The 17,513-nt window shown below is 63.5% G+C and carries 15 protein-coding genes; 13 read left to right on the forward strand and 2 right to left on the reverse strand.

From position 1 onward, the window contains the following. Nucleotides 1-330 precede the first annotated feature (330 nt). The 10 genes from BV95_RS16790 to BV95_RS16835 all read left to right on the forward strand — a co-directional run bounded on the left by BV95_RS16790 (nucleotide 331) and on the right by BV95_RS16835 (nucleotide 13,035). Nucleotides 331-1,050 carry a hypothetical protein gene (locus tag BV95_RS16790; RefSeq protein WP_037454550.1) on the forward strand — a complete coding sequence of 240 codons (720 nt, stop codon included), beginning with the start codon at nucleotides 331-333 and terminating at the stop codon, nucleotides 1,048-1,050. Between the two features lie 291 nt (nucleotides 1,051-1,341). After that, nucleotides 1,342-2,352: an NADP-dependent oxidoreductase gene (locus BV95_RS16795; RefSeq protein WP_037454552.1), complete on the forward strand. Its 1,011-nt coding sequence runs from the start codon at nucleotides 1,342-1,344 to the stop codon at nucleotides 2,350-2,352. A gap of 135 nt (nucleotides 2,353-2,487) precedes the next feature. Next, nucleotides 2,488-2,958, forward strand: coding sequence for a winged helix-turn-helix transcriptional regulator (locus BV95_RS16800; RefSeq protein ID WP_013849285.1), 471 nt, complete (start codon nucleotides 2,488-2,490; stop codon nucleotides 2,956-2,958). A gap of 431 nt (nucleotides 2,959-3,389) precedes the next feature. Next, on the forward strand, nucleotides 3,390-5,717 hold the full coding sequence (locus tag BV95_RS16805; RefSeq protein ID WP_051749833.1) for a TonB-dependent receptor: 2,328 nt from the start codon (nucleotides 3,390-3,392) through the stop codon (nucleotides 5,715-5,717). A gap of 142 nt (nucleotides 5,718-5,859) precedes the next feature. Then, complete coding sequence (locus BV95_RS16810; RefSeq protein ID WP_037454600.1) at nucleotides 5,860-6,612, forward strand: SDR family NAD(P)-dependent oxidoreductase; 753 nt, start codon at nucleotides 5,860-5,862, stop codon at nucleotides 6,610-6,612. A gap of 48 nt (nucleotides 6,613-6,660) precedes the next feature. Then, a complete protein-coding gene (locus tag BV95_RS16815; protein WP_081873412.1) occupies nucleotides 6,661-7,794 on the forward strand; it encodes an alcohol dehydrogenase catalytic domain-containing protein in 1,134 nt (377 codons plus the stop codon). Nucleotides 7,795-7,845: 51 nt separating this feature from the next. Beyond that, nucleotides 7,846-9,825: a flavin-containing monooxygenase gene (locus BV95_RS16820; protein WP_037454562.1), complete on the forward strand. Its 1,980-nt coding sequence runs from the start codon at nucleotides 7,846-7,848 to the stop codon at nucleotides 9,823-9,825. Then, complete coding sequence (locus tag BV95_RS16825) at nucleotides 9,822-10,556, forward strand: SDR family NAD(P)-dependent oxidoreductase (protein WP_037454565.1); 735 nt, start codon at nucleotides 9,822-9,824, stop codon at nucleotides 10,554-10,556. Before BV95_RS16820 ends, BV95_RS16825 begins: the two co-directional genes overlap by 4 nt. Continuing rightward, nucleotides 10,553-11,542, forward strand: a complete 990-nt coding sequence (locus BV95_RS16830) for an alpha/beta hydrolase (protein ID WP_037454568.1) — start codon at nucleotides 10,553-10,555, stop codon at nucleotides 11,540-11,542. The genes BV95_RS16825 and BV95_RS16830 overlap by 4 nt, the downstream gene beginning before the upstream one ends. Beyond that, nucleotides 11,539-13,035, forward strand: a complete 1,497-nt coding sequence (locus BV95_RS16835; protein ID WP_081873413.1) for an NAD-dependent succinate-semialdehyde dehydrogenase — start codon at nucleotides 11,539-11,541, stop codon at nucleotides 13,033-13,035. The genes BV95_RS16830 and BV95_RS16835 overlap by 4 nt, the downstream gene beginning before the upstream one ends. A 138-nt stretch (nucleotides 13,036-13,173) precedes the next feature. Here the strand turns inward: BV95_RS16835 and BV95_RS16840 are convergent, their stop codons facing one another. Beyond that, nucleotides 13,174-13,953 (reverse strand): SDR family oxidoreductase, encoded by a 780-nt coding sequence (locus BV95_RS16840; RefSeq protein ID WP_037454571.1) that lies wholly within the window; start codon nucleotides 13,951-13,953, stop codon nucleotides 13,174-13,176. Between the two features lie 372 nt (nucleotides 13,954-14,325). On the opposite strand from BV95_RS16840, the gene BV95_RS16845 reads away from it, so the two are divergent. The 3 genes from BV95_RS16845 to BV95_RS16855 all read left to right on the forward strand — a co-directional run bounded on the left by BV95_RS16845 (nucleotide 14,326) and on the right by BV95_RS16855 (nucleotide 16,448). After that, nucleotides 14,326-15,441 carry an alkene reductase gene (locus tag BV95_RS16845; protein ID WP_013849294.1) on the forward strand — a complete coding sequence of 372 codons (1,116 nt, stop codon included), beginning with the start codon at nucleotides 14,326-14,328 and terminating at the stop codon, nucleotides 15,439-15,441. Nucleotides 15,442-15,531: 90 nt separating this feature from the next. Then, nucleotides 15,532-15,819 (forward strand): DUF1330 domain-containing protein, encoded by a 288-nt coding sequence (locus BV95_RS16850; RefSeq protein ID WP_013849295.1) that lies wholly within the window; start codon nucleotides 15,532-15,534, stop codon nucleotides 15,817-15,819. 140 nt (nucleotides 15,820-15,959) lie between these two features. Then, nucleotides 15,960-16,448 (forward strand): MarR family winged helix-turn-helix transcriptional regulator, encoded by a 489-nt coding sequence (locus BV95_RS16855; RefSeq protein ID WP_013849296.1) that lies wholly within the window; start codon nucleotides 15,960-15,962, stop codon nucleotides 16,446-16,448. 440 nt (nucleotides 16,449-16,888) lie between these two features. Here BV95_RS16855 and BV95_RS16860 read toward each other — a convergent pair. After that, the coding region (locus tag BV95_RS16860; protein WP_037454576.1) for a 2-hydroxychromene-2-carboxylate isomerase at nucleotides 16,889-17,513 on the reverse strand (625 nt) is incomplete at its 5' end.

Below are 17,513 nucleotides of genomic sequence, written 5' to 3' on the forward strand. Positions count from 1 at the left end.
CCCGATGAATACTTTAGGATTCTGCGAAATAACGTGCCTGTTCACAATGAACCGGGCCGTCATTTTCTTTAGCCGAGGTATCAAAGCCCGGTGCCGATGTTAACGTCCAACAGACAGGTCGGTCGAATAGGGGGCATTCGGAACCTGAATAACCTGCGCCGGGAAATCGGGGGGTCTGCGGCGCGAAACCGGCCTTGCGGCGCGCTGTCGCCCAAAGATCGCGGCCCGCGACATTATGGTTGCAAAGTTAAACCATAGGGGCCTATAAGCCGCCCGGTTCACGCACAGACCACAGGCCGGCGCGTGCCGGCCGCATTAGGAGTAAGCAGGATGAGCGATTTATTGGATCTCGCGATCGCCGCGCATGGCGGCTGGGAGCGTTGGGAACAGATCAGCGGGCTGAAGGCGCATATCAATGCCGGCGGCACCGTCTGGCACGTGAAGCAATGGCCGGGCGCATATGCCGACATCCACTGCTCGATCAACACGCGGGAACCGCATACGGAATTCACCCCCTTCCTGAAGGCGGGCCAGCATTGCGTCTGGGAACCGGGCAGCACGTCGGTCGTCGCCGACGACGGACAGCTCATCGAACGGCGCGAAAATCCCCGCGCCGCTTTCGAAGGCCACACCATCCCCACGCCGTGGGATCAGCAGCATCTGATCTATTTCACCGGCTATGCGATGTGGACCTATCTGACCACGCCCTTCCTCTTCAAGATGCCCGGCTTCAAGTCGGAAGAGGTCGATCCCTGGGATGAGAATGGCGAAACCTGGCGTCGCCTGAAGGTGACTTTCCCGGAAAGCGTGCCCAGCCACTCGACCGTGCAGACCTTCTACTTCGATGAATCGGGCCTGCTGCGCCGTCACGACTACAGCGTCGAGATCATGGGCGGCACGACCAGCGCCAACTATGCCAGCGACCACAAGACGTTCGACGGACTGGTCTTCCCGACCAAGCGCAAGGTCTATTCTGCCGACGCCGACAATCGTCCGATCCTGGATCGCGTCGCGATCGACATCGACATTCTCGATATCAAGGCGGTTTAAGATATCGAATTGACGCTACGGCATGGCGGCGGCCTCGATTGGGGGCCGTCCGCCGCCTGAAAAGAGGGCTTTCCAATCCGATGCGATGGGAATAGCCACTGCGCGAATCCCCGATGCCGGCGCGTCGCCGCGATGCGCCGCATCGGGAGATCCGAACAGCGAATATGTCGAACGGAACCGGCGATTCCATGTCTCCGGCGCCCGCGCGGCATCGCCGCGACAACCCGGTCATGGCAGGACGCTCGATCCGGGCAGGCATGATGACCGAATTATAGAGAAGGGGTGTATATAATGGTTACGAGCCGTCGGATTGTTCTTGCCGCGCGTCCGGAAGGCGCGGTGCAATTGAGCAATTTTCGCACCGAAGAGGTGGAGCTGCCGCCCATCCAGGACGGGCAGTTTCTGGTCGGCGGCAATTATCTGTCCCTCGACCCCTATATGCGCGGCCGCATGGACGACCGCAAATCCTATGCCGCTCCCGTGCCGGTCGGCGGCGTCATGGAGGGCGAGATCATCGGCACCGTGCTCGAATCCCGTCACCCCGGCTATAGCGTGGGCGAAAAGGTGGCGGGCCGCCTGGGCTGGCAGAGCCACGCCGTCACGGACGGCACCGGGATGGTGAAGCTGGATGATCGCTTCAAGCCGCTTTCGACCGCCGTCGGCGTGCTGGGCATGCCCGGCCTGACCGCCTATTCGGGTCTGCTCACCCTGGGCAAGCCCAAGCCTGGCGAAACCGTCGTCGTCGCGGCCGCCACCGGTCCGGTCGGTTCGCTCGTCGGCCAGATCGCCAAGATTTACGGCGCGCGCGCCGTCGGCATCGCGGGCGGACCGGAAAAATGCGCCTATGCGCTGGAGGAACTGGGTTTCGATGCGATGATCGACCATCGCTCGCCCACTTTCGCGCAGGAACTGGCCGCCGCCTGCCCGAACGGCATCGACGTCTATTTCGAACTGGTCGGCGGGGCCATATTGCAGGCGGTCCTCCCGCTGCTGAACAATTTCGCCCGCGTGCCGGTGTGCGGCCTGATCGCGCAATATGACGGCGCCCCTTCCGAAGGCGTGGACAATCTGCCCGCCGCCATGCGGATCGTCCTGTCGCGCAGCGTCATGATGCGCGGCTTCATCGTCGGCGAATATTGGGACCAGCGGCCCAAATTCCTGGATGAAGTCAGCCAGTGGATCGCCGAAGGAAAGGTCAAGTTCCGCGAGGACATCGTGCAGGGGCTGGACAATGCTCCGGAAGCGTTCATGGGCATGCTGAAGGGCAAGAATTTCGGCAAGATGGTCGTCGCCATCGATTGAACCGCATCGTCTAGCTGTCGCAAATCGCATCGAGCCGGGCGCCCGCCGCCCGGCTCGATGCATGAATGCGGAACACTCGACAGACGGAAGAAAATGGTTTAAGTTCGCAACCTTCATGGCGGGCCGGAGAATTTGATGAAGGGAAAGCGGACCAATCTGGAAAATGCCGAATGCGGCATAGCCCGATCGCTTCAGGTCATTGGCGACTGGTGGTCGCTGCTGATCATCCGCGAGGCGTTTCAGGGCAAGGAGCGCTTCGGCGAATTCCAGAAGACCATCGGCCTCGCCAAGAATATCCTTTCCTCCCGGCTGAAAAAGCTGGTGGAGCAGGGCATATTCCGCATCGAAGCCGATGAGGGGAATGCCGTCAGCCACCGTTATGTCCTCACGGAAAAGGGACATGAACTCTACATCGTCCTGATCGCCCTCTGGCAATGGGGTGAGAGCACCTGCTTCCAGCCGGGCGAGTCCCGCTATCATGTCGTCGACCGGCGAAGCGGAGAGCAGATCGCCAGGCTGGAATTGAAGACCGAACATGGCCGTGATGTGGGGCCCAGGGATTTCCGTATCGCAAAGCTGGCGACCGCCGAAGAGGCATCGGTCTGAACCGCGCGTTGCGCCGATGCATCTTCGCGGCTCCCTACATCTTCCTATCGCCTAAGTTATTGTAAATAGACGCTTCCACTGAAGCGCAAAGCGTCGGCCGAACGGCCCTTTCGCCTTCGACGGCGCGCCGTTCCGTTCATCCCGACCGACCTGCGGAGGACCGCCCCGTCCCCGCAATGGCCTTCCTCCGACAACAGTTGAGATGGCGATTGACAGGCTGTAATGTGTAGGTACACATATAGGGGCGAATCAAAATACTGGAATTGACGAACCTGGCCGAATCCGTCGCCGTGGCGGTTGGCCAGCGAACCTATGTTGCGACCATCCGAGTATGACCAAGGAAAGTGCGGCTTGCAGGGATGGTCTCTTCACATCGGCAATCTCGAAAACAGCTCATCAGTCGAATGAGTGATCCCAGGAGGGGGATGAATATGAAGAAGTACAAAGCGATTCTCTGCTTGGCCGGCGCGACCGTGATCGTTCCCGCCGCCTATGCCCAGGCCGTTCCCGCCAATAGCGACGATGCGGCTTCGTCGGCCGCCGGCGTATCCGACATCGTCGTGACCGCGCAGAAGCGGGCGCAGAGCCTCAGCACCGTTCCCATGTCCGTGACGGCGCTTACCGGCGACCAGCTTGCGGCCCGCGGCATTTCCGACGTCCAGGATCTGGCGAAGGTCACGCCCGGCTTCAACTTCGTGCAGAGCGGCAGCGGCGTACCCGTCTACTCGCTGCGCGGCGTCGGTTTCTACGACACCGCCGTGGGCGCGCGGCCGACGGTCAGCGTCTATGTCGACGAAGCGCCCTTGCCCTTTTCCGTCATGACCTCCGGCGCGGCCTTCGACCTTGAGCGGGTCGAGGTGCTGAAGGGGCCGCAGGGCACGCTGTTCGGCCAGAACGCCACGGGCGGCGCCATCAACTATATCGCCGCGAAGCCGAAGGATCAGCTTCATGCGGGCATCACCGCCAGCTTCGCGCGCTTCAACACGCTCGACACCCAGGCTTATATCACCGGCCCGCTCGCGCCCGGCCTGAACGCCCGCCTTGCCGTGCGCGGCGTGCGGGGCGACGAATGGCAGCAAAGCTATACCCGCGACGACGAACTGGGTCGGCAGCGTTTCCTCCAGGGCCGTTTCCTGCTGGACTGGGAAGCGTCCGATCGCTTCAAATTGTCGCTCAATCTCAACGGCTTCATCGACAAGAGCGATACGCAGGCGGGCCAGTTGATCGCGATCACGCCGCTTTTCACCCCCTTTTCGGGTACTATTCCGCTCGTGACCAACTATCCTCATTCGCCTGAGACGCCGCGCGCGGCGGACTGGGATCCCAACACGCTTTATCGCAAGAATAATAAATTCTTCCAGGCGGTGGTGCGTGCGGACTATGAACTGACCGACAACATCACGCTGGTGTCGCTCAATTCCTACGCGCACATGAAGATGCGCCAGCATGTCGACCTGGACGGCACGGCCCTGCCGAACGGCGAGCTGACGGTGGGCGGACGGCTGACATCCTTCTCGACCGAAGAGCGGCTGACCGGCAATTTCGGCCCCGCCACGATCATATTCGGCCTCAACTACGCCTATGACAAGACCCGTGAAGACTCCATCTGGGGAACCTATTATTCCACCCAGAACTCGCTCTTCACGCCCACCACTAACGACTCCGCCGCCGCGCCCTACGGCTATCAGAATTTCAACACCTATGCGGCGTTCGGCAATATCGACTATGATATCGGCCGCCTGATCACGCTGCACGCGGGCGCCCGCTATACCAAGGCGGACCTCAGCTATGAGGGCTGCGGCCGTCCGGCCAACCTGAATTCGGCGGTCTCGGCAACGCGGCTCTTCAGCATGTTCCGCGGCTCCTTCGGGCTGGGCCCGATCCCGTTCATCGGGGTGGATCGCTGCATGGCGCTCGACGCCCAGCTCGCCTTCACGCCGCATATCGCCGGCACGTTCAATGAAGACAGCCTTTCCTGGCGCGCAGGCATCGACATCAAGCCCGCCGAACGCGTCCTGCTCTATTTCAATGCGAGCCGCGGATATAAGGCGGGCAGCGTCCCGGTCATTTCCGGCACCAGCGCGGACCAATACCGGCCCGTGAAGCAGGAAACCGTCCTCGCCCTGGAGGCTGGTTTCAAGGCGTCGCTTCTCGACCGTCATATGGATGTGACCGGCGCTGTCTTCAATTACGACTATTCGGACAAACAGCTTCAGGGCCGCATCAACACGCTGCTGGGCACTTTCCTGGCGCTGGTGAACGTGCCGAAGTCGCGGGTGCGCGGCTTCGAAACGCAGGTCAGCGTCTATCCGGTGAACGGGCTGACGCTGACGGCGGCCGCCACCTATCTGGAATCGAAGGTGACGTCCGATTTCGTCAACTACACGATGATCGGCAATCGTCAGAACTTCAAGGGCAACGAATTCCCCTATACGCCCAAGTGGCAGCTCAATCTGGACGGCACCTATAAATTCCCGATCTCCTCGGATCTGGATGCCAATCTGGGCGCCAACTACACCTACCGCACGAAGACCAATGCAGGCTTCGGCAACGAACCCATTCTCTACATGAAGAATTACGGCACCCTCGACCTGCGGGCCGGCTTCGGCAGCAATGACGGCAATTGGCAGGTCAGCGTCTTCGGGCGCAACGTGATGAACACCTATTACTGGACGAACGTCGCCAAGATGTACGACGTGGTCCGCCGGATTGCGGGCCAGCCCGCTACCTACGGCGTCCAGTTCAACTGGAAGTTCTAGTCCATGACGCTCATGAGACGCGTGCAGGCTCTCAGGGCATCTTCCAGCGATGGGGGTGGCGTCCGCCCACCTCCATCGCATTTCCTTCACGCGTCCCGCTTCGGCGGGGCGCGCGCTTTCCTTTCCTGGCGCGGAGATTCCGATGCGCAATAAATCCATACTCGTAACAGGCGCCGCCAGCGGCGTGGGCAAGGCGATCGCCGAACGCTTCGCCGCAGAGGGCGCGTCCGTCCTGATCACCGACCTCAACGTGGAAAAGGCGGCCGAGGTCGCGGACGCCATCCGCATGCGCGGCGGTCGCGCCCAGGCAGCGCAGCTCGACGTCAGCGATGCGGAGACGATCGACCGCGCCATCCACGTGATGATCGACTGGACGGGGCAGCTCGACACCGTCGTCAACGCCGCGGGCATGTGGTTCGGCGGCACCGTGCTGGACGTGGACCCCGACCAGTGGCGGCGCGTCCTGGACGTCAACACGACGGGCGCTTACCTCCTCGCCCGCGCCGCGCTTCCGCACCTGAAGGAAACGAACGGCTCCATCATCAACATCGCCTCGGTCGCGGGCCTGAAGGGCACAGCGGGGACGGTCGTCTACAATACGTCGAAGACCGCCGTGGTCGGCCTCACCAAATGCATGGCGCTCGATTTCGCGCCTGCGGGCGTGCGCGTGAACTGCATCTGTCCGGGCATCATCGACACGCCAATGGTGGACACCGTCCTGGGCCATTTCGGAGAGGCCTTCACGCGGGAGGCTCTGGCGCGCCGCCATCCGCTCGGCCGCCTCGGCAAGCCGGAGGATATTGCCGGAGCCGCCTTCTTCCTGGCGTCCGACGACGCGTCGTGGATCACGGGCACGTCGCTCGTCGTCGACGGCGGCACGATGGCGGGGGCCTGACCCCGCCATGCCCATTTCCGCTTTCCCGACGATCAAGAAAGGCATTGCATGAGTGCGCAGACCGTCGCGCCGATGACCATAAAAGGCGCGATCCTGGAGACTTCGGACGCGCCGCGCCCCTATGCGGAATCGCGTCCCATCCGCATCGGCACGCTGGAACTCACCCCGCCGGGAGCGGACGAGATATTGGTGAAGGTCGAGGCGGCAAGCCTGTGCCATTCCGACCTTTCGGTCATCAACGGCAATCGCCGCCGTCCGCTGCCGATGCTGCTCGGCCATGAATCCAGCGGACGCATCGTCGCCGTCGGGCCGGGCGTGACCGAACTCGCGGTCGGGCAGCGCGTCGTCCTGACCTTCATGCCGCGCTGCGGGGAATGCGACGCCTGCCGCACGCAGGGGCGGATTCCCTGCACACGGGGCAGCGCTTCCAACGGCGCGGGGACGCTGCTGGACGGCGACGTCCATCTCAGCGAATGCGGTCATACGGTCATGCACCATCTGGGCGTGTCGGCCTTCGCCGATCATCTGGTCGCGCATCAAAGCTCCGCCGTGCCGGTGGGCGACGACGTGCCGCCGGACGTGGCCGCCCTTCTGGGCTGCGCGGTGCTGACGGGGGGAGGGGCTCTCCTCAACGAAGCGCGCCCCACCGAAGGCGACACCGTCGCCATCGTCGGCCTGGGCGGCGTCGGCATGGCCGCGCTCATCACAGCGAAGGCGCTGCGCCCCAAGAGGATCATCGCCATCGACGCCCTTCCGGAAAAGCTCGCGCAGGGGCTGGAAATGGGCGCCGATCAGGCCTTCACGCCAGAGGATGCAGTCGCCCAGGGTCTCAAGGCCGACATCGTCATAGAATGCGCCGGACATCCCAAGGCGTTCGAAACGGCCTTCGCCATCACCGCGCCGGGCGGCACCACCGTCACCGTGGGCCTGCCCGCGCCCGACGCCCGCTCGCAGATTTCGCCGCTGCTGGTGACCGCCGAAGCGCGCCGCATCGTCGGCAGCTATCTCGGCTCTTCGGTGCCGCGCCGGGACATTCCCTTCCTTGAAAAGCTGTGGCGGGAAGGGCGCCTTCCCGTCGAGCGGCTGATTTCCCGCCATATCGAACTCGACCAGATCAACGCCGCGTTCGACGCGCTCGCATCGGGCGACCAGCTCCGCCAGGTCATCATGTTCCAGGACTGATCCGACCGCCGCCATCCATATCGCCCATATCGCGCCAACAGAGGAAATATCATGTCCGCCAACCCCATCGAACAACTGGAAGCGTTCGACACCTATCTTCCCATCGACGTCGACGACGCCGAGCTGGAACGCCTGCTGGAAAAGGCAGAGCTTCCCGCCCTGCTGGCGGCGCTGGCGCGCCTGACCGGCGATGTCGGCCTGGTGCCCGCATCGCTGAAGCCGCCCCACACCCGCAAATCCTTCATCCCGATGCCGCAGGGCGGCCTGGACGAGGATCAGCAGCGGGAGGCCCGCCGCTTGGCCTTCGAAGCCATCAAGCGCTATCGCGACAGCGACGACAAGCGGATCGCGGAAATCAGCGAGGACGATCTGAAGACGATCGTCAGCTTCATGATCACCCGCGATTTCAGCGAATATCGCGACCTGCTCCACCATGAGGTGGCCGATTACGATGTCGGCGCGCCGCAGTGGAAGCTGGCCGATCTCGACCCCGACCGCCCGTTCAAGGTGCTGATCATCGGTGGCGGCATCGGCGGCATCGCGAACGCCTACCGGCTGAAGCAGGCGGGCGTGGACCATGTCATCCTGGAAAAGAATCCGGAAGTCGGCGGGACATGGTGGGAAAACACCTATCCCGGCTGCCGCCTGGACACGTCCAACTATGCCTACAGCTTCAGCTTCGCGCAGAAGACCGACTGGCCGCAGAAATTCTCGCGCCAGCCGGAAATCCAGGATTATGTCATGAAGGTCGCGGATGAAACCGGCGTCCGCGACCGGATCGTCTTCAACACCGTCGTCAAGTCTGTCATCTATGACGAGGAAGCCGGCGAGTGGGAGGTGGTGGCGATCACCAACGGCGAGACCGTCGTCCACCGCGCCAATGTGGTGATCAGCGCGACCGGCCAGCTCAACGCCCCCAAATATCCCAATATCAAGGGCAGGGAGAGCTTCGCCGGGGCCAGCATGCATTCGGGCAAGTGGAACCACGACGTCAGCCTGAAGGGCAAGCGCGTCGCCATCGTCGGCACCGGCGCCAGCGCCTACCAGATCGCGCCCGCCATCGCTGACGAAGTCGGCACGCTGGAGGTGTTCCAGCGCAGCGCGCCCTGGCTGTTCCCCACGGCCGACTATCTGGATGACATCAGCCCGGAACTGATGTGGCTGTTCCGCCACATTCCCGGCTATGCGCGCTGGTATCGCTTCTGGCAGTTCTGGCTGGCGACCGAAGGCCGCATGCCCACCGTCACGGCGGACGAGGGTTGGAGCACCGAGGGATCGATCGGCGCGATCAACGAAGCCTTCCGCCAGGAACTGGAGGGCGAATTCCGCCGCCAGCTCGCCGACCGGCCCGATCTGGTGGAGAAGGTCATTCCGACCTATCCGGCGGGCGCGAAGCGGCTGCTGCGCGACAATGGCCAATGGTCGCGCACCTTGCGCAAGCCGAACGTCAGCCTGGTGACGGACGGCATCGACCGGATCGTTCCGGAAGGCATCGTCACCGAAGACGGCGTGCTGCATGAAGTCGACGTCATCGCCTATGCCACCGGCTTCCGCGCCGACGAATTCCTCGCCGATATCGAGGTGCGCGGCCGCGATGGCGTGGAACTGCATGAATATTGGGATGCCGATCCCCGCGCCTATGTGACGATGACCGTGCCCAAATTCCCGAACTTCTTCATTTGCGGCGGCCCCAATTCCGCCGTGGCGGCGAACGGCAGCGCGATCTTCATCATCGAATGCAGCATCGAATATATCATGGAATGCATCCGCACCCTGGTGGTCAATGACCTCAAGGACATGGAGCCGACCGAGGCCGCGCTCGACAGCTTCATCTCCAGGATCGACACCGCCAATCGCGCCCGCGCCTGGGGCGCCGAAGGCGTGATGAGCTGGTACAAGAACAGCACCGGCCGCGTGTCGGCGGTCTGGCCGTTCGAACTGCTCGAATTTTGGAACATGACGCGGGGTCCGGTGGAAAGCGACTATCGCTTCACCCCGGTCGACGCGCTGACTTCGCAGGCGGCGGAATGAGCCGCCTCGCTGGAAAGACGGCGCTGGTCACGGGCGGCGCCCGTGGCCTTGGCGCCGCCTATGTCCGCCGCTTCGTGTCGGAAGGCGCGAAGGTTCTCATCGCCGACATCATCGATGAAGAGGGTGCCGGTCTGGCCGCCGAACTGGGTCCAGACACCGAATATGCCCATCTGGACGTGGCCGACAGCGACGCCTGGCGCGCCGTGGTCGACGGCTGCATCGACCGCTTCGGCAGGATCGACATATTGGTGAACAATGCGGGCATCGGCGGCGGCGCTGAACTGGCGGACACCAGCGACCAGCAATGGGAAAGGCAGATCGCCGTCAACCTCGGCGGCGTCTTCTACGGCATGCGGGCCTGCATACCCCATATGGCGAAGAACGGCGGCGGGTCGGTCATCAACATCTCGTCCATCAACGGCATTCGCGGCAACCGCAACCGCTACGGCTATGTCGCGTCGAAATTCGGCGTGATCGGCCTGACGAAGACCGCCGCACTCGATTTCGCTCCGTCGGGCGTGCGCGTCAACGCCGTGCTGCCCGGCATGATCAGCACGCCGATGACCGCCGGTCTGAAGGTCGACACCTCGCTCATCCCGCTGGGACGGCCGGGCAATATGGAAGAAATCGCCCAGGTCGTGGCTTTCCTCGCTTCGGATGAAGCATCCTATATCACCGGCGCCGAATTCCTGGTGGACGGCGGCGTCGTGCAGAGAGTGATCGGGCAATGACAGAGACAATCCCACTCCGCACCGAACTGGAGGCGGGCGCGCAATTCGTCGTGGACCAGTATCGGATCGCCAATCCCCCCCCTTATGAACATGGCACGGCGCAACAGGCACGCGACGGCTATCGCGCTACGTCGCTGCGTCTGGGCTTCGATGCGGAGCAGGATGTCAGGGTCACGGACCTGACCGTGGAGGGGCCGAAGACGCCGCTGCGCGTCCGGCTCTACGAACCCGAAACCCCCGTCGATTCCCGCCCGCTCATCCTCTATCTGCACGGCGGCGGCTGGGTGATGGGCGATCTGGAGACGCATGACACGACCTGCCGCCTTCTCGCGAAGCTGAGCGACGCGGTGGTGGCCGCCGTCGACTATCGCCTCGCGCCGGAACATCCCTTCCCCGCCGCGCCGGAGGACGCCATCGCGGCCCTGCAATATATACCGGGCGCGCTGGCCGGGCGCGGCATCGACACGGCGCGGGTGGCCATCGCCGGGGACAGCGCGGGCGGCACGCTGGCGCTGGTCGCGGCCATCGCCCTCAAGGATGAGGCGAAGCTGGCGGCGCTGGCGATCTTCTATCCGGCGGGCGACGTCGGCCGCCGGATCACGTCGATGGACGAATTCAGCAGCGGCTATCCGCTGACATCCTCGACCCTGCGCTGGTTCCGCGATCTTTATCTGGAGGATATCGCCATGGCGGGCGACTGGCGCGCCTCGCCGATGCGCTATCCGCGCTTCCAGGGCCTGCCGCCCACGCTGGTCGTTTCGGTCGGCCACGATCCGCTCAGGGACGACACGGTGGCCCTTGCCCAGCGGTTGCTCAGCGAGGTTCCGGGCACCGAACATCGCCACCTGCCGGACCAGATGCACGGCTTCCTCACCTTGGGCAAGGCGATCGCCCCGGCCCGCAGCGAACTGGAGCATGCGGCCAAATTCCTTCGCGGCGCGTTGAATGCGCCGATCGCGGCCGAACGCCTGGGAGAAGAAGCATGACAGTGACGCTGGAGCAGAAATCGCCCGCCATCGGACAGGATATCGCTTCCTCCGTCCCGCATGGCCTCTTCATCGACGGGCAATGGCGCCCCGCCGCGGACGGAAGCGAGTTTGACGTGCGCGACCCCTGCACGGGCGACGTCATCGCCCGGCTGGCCAATGCGCGGCCGTCGGACGCGATGGATGCGCTCGACGCGGCGGACGCCGCCTTCGCCTCCTGGTCGCGCACCCCGGCGCGGGAGCGGGGCGAACTGCTCCGCCGCGTCTTTGACCTCGTCATGCGGGACCGGGACCGGATCGCGGAGATCATCACGCTGGAAATGGGCAAGCCGCTGCGCGAAGCGCAGGCGGAGGTCACCTATGGCGGCGAATTCCTGCGCTGGTTCAGTGAGGAGGCGGTGCGCATATCCGGCCGCTTCGGCTCCTCGCCGGAGGGGAATGGCGACATGATCGTGTCGCGCCACGCGCTCGGCCCGGCCTTGCTGATCACGCCCTGGAACTTCCCGCTGGCCATGGCCACGCGCAAGATCGCGCCCGCGCTGGCGGCTGGATGCACCGTGGTGGTGAAGCCCGCCGCGCTGACACCGCTCACCACATTGTACCTGACCGCGCTGTTCGAGGAAGCGGGCCTGCCGCCCGGCGTCGTCAACGTAATTCCGACGACCGATTCCGGCGGGACGACCGGCCCCATCATCGCCGACAGCCGCCTGCGCAAGATCAGCTTCACCGGTTCCACCCCGGTCGGCCGGATGCTGCTGGAAAAGGCGTCCGTCAACATCCTGCGGACGTCGATGGAACTGGGCGGAAACGCGCCCTTCCTCGTCTTCGAGGACGCCGATCTCGACCGCGCCGTCGAAGGCGCGATCATCGCCAAGTTTCGCAACATCGGCCAGGCCTGCACGGCGGCGAACCGGTTCATCGTGCATGCCAGCGTGGCGGAGGAATTCAGCCGCCGCGTGGCCGAGCGGGTCGCGCAGTTCAAGCTGGGCTCCGGCTTCGATCCCGAAGTCACCATCGGTCCGTTGATCGATGAGGCGGCGGCCTCCAGCGTGGACGAACTGGTGAAGGACGCGACGGCGCGCGGCGCCAAAATCCTCGTCGGCGGCCAGCGCAAGAGCGGGCCGGGCACATTCTACGAACCGACGGTCCTGACCAATGTCTCGCCCGACAGCAGGATTTGCCGCGAAGAGATTTTCGGCCCCGTCCTGCCCATCATGACCTTCGAAACCGACGACGAAGCCATTCGGATCGCCAACGACACTGAATATGGTCTGGTTGGCTATATATTCACCCAGAGCATAACGCGGGGACAGCGCCTGATAAACGACCTCCAGACCGGCATGATGGGCTGGAATGTCGGCATGCTGTCCAACGCGGCGGCACCCTTTGGCGGTGTGAAGATGTCGGGCCTCGGCCGCGAAGGCGGCGCGGAAGGCATCGACGAATATCTCACCACCAAATACAGCCTGCTGCCGACCCTGCCACGGCCGTGATCATCCCGGCGCGATGGGGCCTGCAACCCCATCGCGTCCAGGGAAAGTGAGCGCCATCACATCGGCGAGAAAAATGACCGTGTTCCTGCGAAGGCAGGAACCCAGTTCAGACCTGTGAATGAATTCCAGTTTCCGGCGCTATCCCCGCACCATATTGCGCAGCGACTTCGGCTTCCACTTCGCGGCGAAAGCCAGCTTCTTCGCGCCTTTCCCGATCAGCACATGAAGGCGATCGTCATGCACGGCTTTCCACGCATGGTCCGCGACCTCCTCCACCGAAGTCAGCGTGGCGCCGGATTTCAGCACGCGGTCGCGCTTGCTGTCCTCGCTCGATCCCGGTGCGGCCGCCAGCATCGGCGTATCGACGAAGGTCGGGAAAAGGCACCGCACCTTCACCCCCGAATTCCTCCATTCGACATCCAGCGCCTCGCTCAGCCCGCGAATCGCATATTTGGTCGCGGAATAGACGGCCAGGCCCGGCGAGCCGTACAGGGCGGAGGCGCTCGCCATGTTGAGCAGGCAGCCTCCTTCCGTCGCGGCCAGATAGGGATGGGCCGCATTCGCGCCATACAACATGCCCCGCACATTCACGTCCACCACGGAGTCGATTTCATCCTTGCGGGCATGTTCGAACGGCCCGCCGCAGGCGACGCCCGCATTGTTGAACAGGACGTCCAGCCGCCCGCCGCTCGCCGCGACGAACTCGGCCAGCTTCATGTCCCACATCTCCCTGTCCCGCACGTCAAGTTGGTGAAGCGATGCGGAGCCGGGCGGCAGCGCCGCGGCGGTTTCCGCCATCCCGGCGGGATGGATATCGGCGATGCCCACCAGCCAGCCTTCCGCCGCGAAGCGGCGCGCCACGGCCCGGCCGATGCCCGATCCTCCCCCTGTGATGAAGATCGCCTTACGTTCAACCATCCTAAACTCCCATCGATGACGGCCTGTCCTTATCCGGCGATAATTGGAGAATATGGTTTAACTATGCAACCATATAATGAGGCTATCGCCGCCGGAAAATCCGCCCTGCGGACCATGTTGCGGCATCCCTTCCTCCCCGCATCGCCCACGCCGCCCGCAAATATAATGGTTGCATTTTTAAACCATAAGATGCACTGTGAATCGAGGTTGCAAATTTAAACTTTCATGCCGGCATGCTCCGCCGCCGCTCGCTCGCGGGGCGGGTCCGACAGGCAAGCCATTCCGACCTGCCGATGAAGAAGCGGACGGCTTCCCATCGATAATTTCCAAGAGCCCCTCCCAGTAGAGCGGCCGTATTTTTAGGAGTAGTCAATGAGCCAATCGCCGCTGTTTCAGCCCCTGAAGATAGGAGCGCTTGAATTGTCGCACCGCGTCGTGATGGCGCCGATCACGCGGATGCGGGCCGGACCGGGCATGGTGTGCCGCGACATTGCCGTGGAATATTACCGCCAGCGCGCTACGCCGGGCGGCCTCATCATCGCCGAAGCCTCGCAGGTCACGCCGACCGGCCAAGGCTATCCGCAGACCCCCGGCATCCATTCGGAAGAGCAGATCGCCGCCTGGAAGAAGGTGACGGACGCCGTCCATGCGGCCGGCGGCCATATCTTCCTTCAGCTCTGGCATGTGGGCCGCATTTCCCATTCCTCCTATCATGGCGCCACGCCGGTCGCGCCGTCCGCCGTCGCCGCGGCGGGCGAGCATTTCACGGCAAGCTGGACGCTGGAACCTTTCCAGACGCCCCGCGCCCTTGAACTGAACGAGATTGCCGAGATCGTGGAGGCCTATCGCACCGGCGCCAGCAATGCGATGGCGGCGGGTTTCGACGGCGTCGAGATCCACGGCGCGAATGGCTATCTGATCGAACAATTCCTCCAGTCGCGCTCCAACAAGCGGGATGATATTTACGGCGGCTCCATCGCCAACCGGACCCGCTTCCTGCTGGAGGTGACCCGCGCCGTGGCGGCGGAGGTCGGCGCGGACCGCGTCGGCGTACGTCTTTCCCCCTTCGGCACTGCCAACGATGCGGGCGATGAGGATGCGCTCCCGCTCTATCGCCACGCCATCGCGGCGCTTTCCGGCCTCCAGATCGCCTATCTGCACCTGATCGAACCGCGCGCGACAGGCACGGGCAAGGCCGACGTGTTCAATGAGAAGGCGCCTTCGGCAGCGACGCTCTTCCGCGACTATTGGCCGGGCGTGCTGATCGCGGCGGGCGGTTATGACGGCCCGTCCGCGCAGGAAGAGGTCGGCAAGAATCTTGCCGACGCGGTGGCCTTCGGCCGGTCGTTCATCTCCAATCCCGACCTGGTGGAGCGCGTGCGCATCGGCGCATCTCTCAACCCCTGGGACCGCCCGACCTTCTACGGCGGCGACGAGAAGGGCTATACCGACTATCCGACGCTCCAGATGCTGGACGCGACGGCCTGAACATAAGCGCCAGGCGCGTGCCCATGCCGCATGCGACGCGGCGCGGGCGCGCGCCCTATGCCGTCAATTCAATATAGGAAAGGATGCCGAATGGCCGTCTATACGATCGCCCAGGTGAAGATCCACGATCAGGAAACCTATGATAAATATAAGGTGCAGTTCGGCCCGATTCTGCACGAATATGGCGGCCGCCTCGTCGCCGCCGACGAACAGCCCCTCGTGGAGGAGGGGGAATGGGCTTATGAGAAGATCGTCATCCTGGAATTCGACGACATGGCTGCCTTCCGCGCATTCGCCGACAGCGAAAGCTACAAGAAGATCGCCGCCCATCGCCACGCGGGCGCGGACAGCCTGATACTGGTCGCCAAGGGTCGCTGACCGGCAAATCTTTTTTGGATATGGGCCTTCGCCGGAAAGCGGCGGGGCCGCCCGACCCGCACCCGCAGGTCGACCCCCTTGAGCGGACAGCTTCGCTTAGGGGGTCGACTTGCGGGCCTGTTCGGTGTATCTCCACCTAAATGAGCGCATTGAAACCCATAGCCTTTCTGGAAGAAGTCCGGAATACACCCCATATCTGCCTTGCGGAGGGGCTTCGCTCGGCGAATCGGGCGATCATGAAGCGCTATGTCGACAATATGGCGGGTTCCCCCGTGAATCCCGTGCAGATGTCGCTTCTGATGCGCGTTTATTATCTGCGCAACGCGACGATGCAGACGCTCGCCCAGCATCTGGAAACGGACCGGACGACCACGACGCGCAATGTCGACATATTGGTGCGCGACGGTTTTCTGGAGATTACGGAAGGCGCGGACAAGCGCCAGCGGCTGGTGCGCCTGACGAAGCGCGGCCATGAGGCGCTGGAGGAATCCATCCCCAAATGGCGAAAGGCGCAGGATGAACTGCGCAGCGCCCTGGGCGATGAGCCATGGACGAATATCCTTCGGGACACGCGCCTGCTGATCGAACTGGGCGGAATCGCCTGCGACCGCGGCGCCCCGACCGCCTAAAGCATCGTGCGAAAAAACTAAGGACATGCCGCCTGCGCCATCTTTAGCGCAGCGGCTTCCCAAAACCCGTCATGCAGAAACAATTTTAGCATGAAGAGCGAGTCATGAAGCGCGCCTAGGCAGCATCGCCAAACTCAACAGACCCGCCGAACGAGGCAATTGGGGTAGAAGGCGGACCCATCCTATTCCTCCCTACGCGAAGCGTGGGGAGGGGGACAGCCGCTGAAAGCGGTGGTGGAGGGGAAAATTCGAAGGTCGTGCCCCTTTCCCCTCCACCAGCCTTCGGCCGCGCCCGCTATTGTACACTTCTCGACATTCCAAATTTGTCTGCGCAGCCTAGCCCGCTGCTTCTTTCACGCAACAGAACCTCGTCCACTGCCCCACAGCCGCACCGCCACGCCGAACCCGGTTCAGCATGACGGTTGCCAAAAATGCCGCGCCTAAGCAGCCCCCCGATTTTCTGTTTGTTGATCGAGATTGATGGCCTCTTCGACTTCCCAGAGCCTGTCCTTGCCGAAGTAGATATGATCATTGACGAAGAAGGTAGGCGACCCGAAGGCGCCGCGCTCGACGGCGGCATTGGTGTTGTCGATCAGCTCCTGCTTGACCCCGGGATCATTGACCAGCCCGGCCAGTTCATCCGCGGGCAGCCCGGATTCGCGCAGCGCATCCATCAGCACGCCCAGATCGTCCATCTTCCTGTGGTCGCGCCACATATAGCGGTACATCTCGTCGACATAATCAGCGAACACGCCCAGCCTCTGCGCCGCGACCGCGCCGCGCATCAGCACCAGCGTGTTGATGGGGAAGAAGGGGTTCATCCCATAGCCCTCGATCCCGTGGCGACGGGTGAAGCGCTCGATCTCCAGCGTGTCATATTCCGGCTTGTTGCGGATATGGGCGAACGCCTCCACCGGGGACTGGTTGCCGGTGGCCTTGAAGATGCCGCCCAGCAGGATGGGGACATAGTCGAAGACGACGCCGGTGCGATCCTCGATGGCGGGGATCACGCGATGGCACAGATAGGCGTTGGGGCTTCCGAAATCGAAGAGGAACTCAACCTTG

It is taken from the genome of Sphingobium chlorophenolicum (genome assembly GCF_000722875.1).
GTDB lineage: Bacteria > Pseudomonadota > Alphaproteobacteria > Sphingomonadales > Sphingomonadaceae > Sphingobium > Sphingobium chlorophenolicum.

What these genes read in the sequence shown, in the direction of transcription:
- BV95_RS16815 (WP_081873412.1), top strand. Translation starts at nt 6,661, where the DNA reads ATGAGTGCGCAGACCGTCGCGCCGATGACCATAAAAGGCGCGATCCTG.
- BV95_RS16810 (WP_037454600.1), top strand. Translation starts at nt 5,860, where the DNA reads ATGCGCAATAAATCCATACTCGTAACAGGCGCCGCCAGCGGCGTGGGC.
- BV95_RS16830 (WP_037454568.1), top strand. Translation starts at nt 10,553, where the DNA reads ATGACAGAGACAATCCCACTCCGCACCGAACTGGAGGCGGGCGCGCAA.
- BV95_RS16840 (WP_037454571.1), bottom strand. Translation starts at nt 13,953, where the DNA reads ATGGTTGAACGTAAGGCGATCTTCATCACAGGGGGAGGATCGGGCATC.
- BV95_RS16825 (WP_037454565.1), top strand. Translation starts at nt 9,822, where the DNA reads ATGAGCCGCCTCGCTGGAAAGACGGCGCTGGTCACGGGCGGCGCCCGT.
- BV95_RS16820 (WP_037454562.1), top strand. Translation starts at nt 7,846, where the DNA reads ATGTCCGCCAACCCCATCGAACAACTGGAAGCGTTCGACACCTATCTT.
- BV95_RS16850 (WP_013849295.1), top strand. Translation starts at nt 15,532, where the DNA reads ATGGCCGTCTATACGATCGCCCAGGTGAAGATCCACGATCAGGAAACC.
- BV95_RS16805 (WP_051749833.1), top strand. Translation starts at nt 3,390, where the DNA reads ATGAAGAAGTACAAAGCGATTCTCTGCTTGGCCGGCGCGACCGTGATC.
- BV95_RS16835 (WP_081873413.1), top strand. Translation starts at nt 11,539, where the DNA reads ATGACAGTGACGCTGGAGCAGAAATCGCCCGCCATCGGACAGGATATC.
- BV95_RS16845 (WP_013849294.1), top strand. Translation starts at nt 14,326, where the DNA reads ATGAGCCAATCGCCGCTGTTTCAGCCCCTGAAGATAGGAGCGCTTGAA.
- BV95_RS16800 (WP_013849285.1), top strand. Translation starts at nt 2,488, where the DNA reads ATGAAGGGAAAGCGGACCAATCTGGAAAATGCCGAATGCGGCATAGCC.
- BV95_RS16855 (WP_013849296.1), top strand. Translation starts at nt 15,960, where the DNA reads ATGAGCGCATTGAAACCCATAGCCTTTCTGGAAGAAGTCCGGAATACA.
- BV95_RS16790 (WP_037454550.1), top strand. Translation starts at nt 331, where the DNA reads ATGAGCGATTTATTGGATCTCGCGATCGCCGCGCATGGCGGCTGGGAG.
- BV95_RS16795 (WP_037454552.1), top strand. Translation starts at nt 1,342, where the DNA reads ATGGTTACGAGCCGTCGGATTGTTCTTGCCGCGCGTCCGGAAGGCGCG.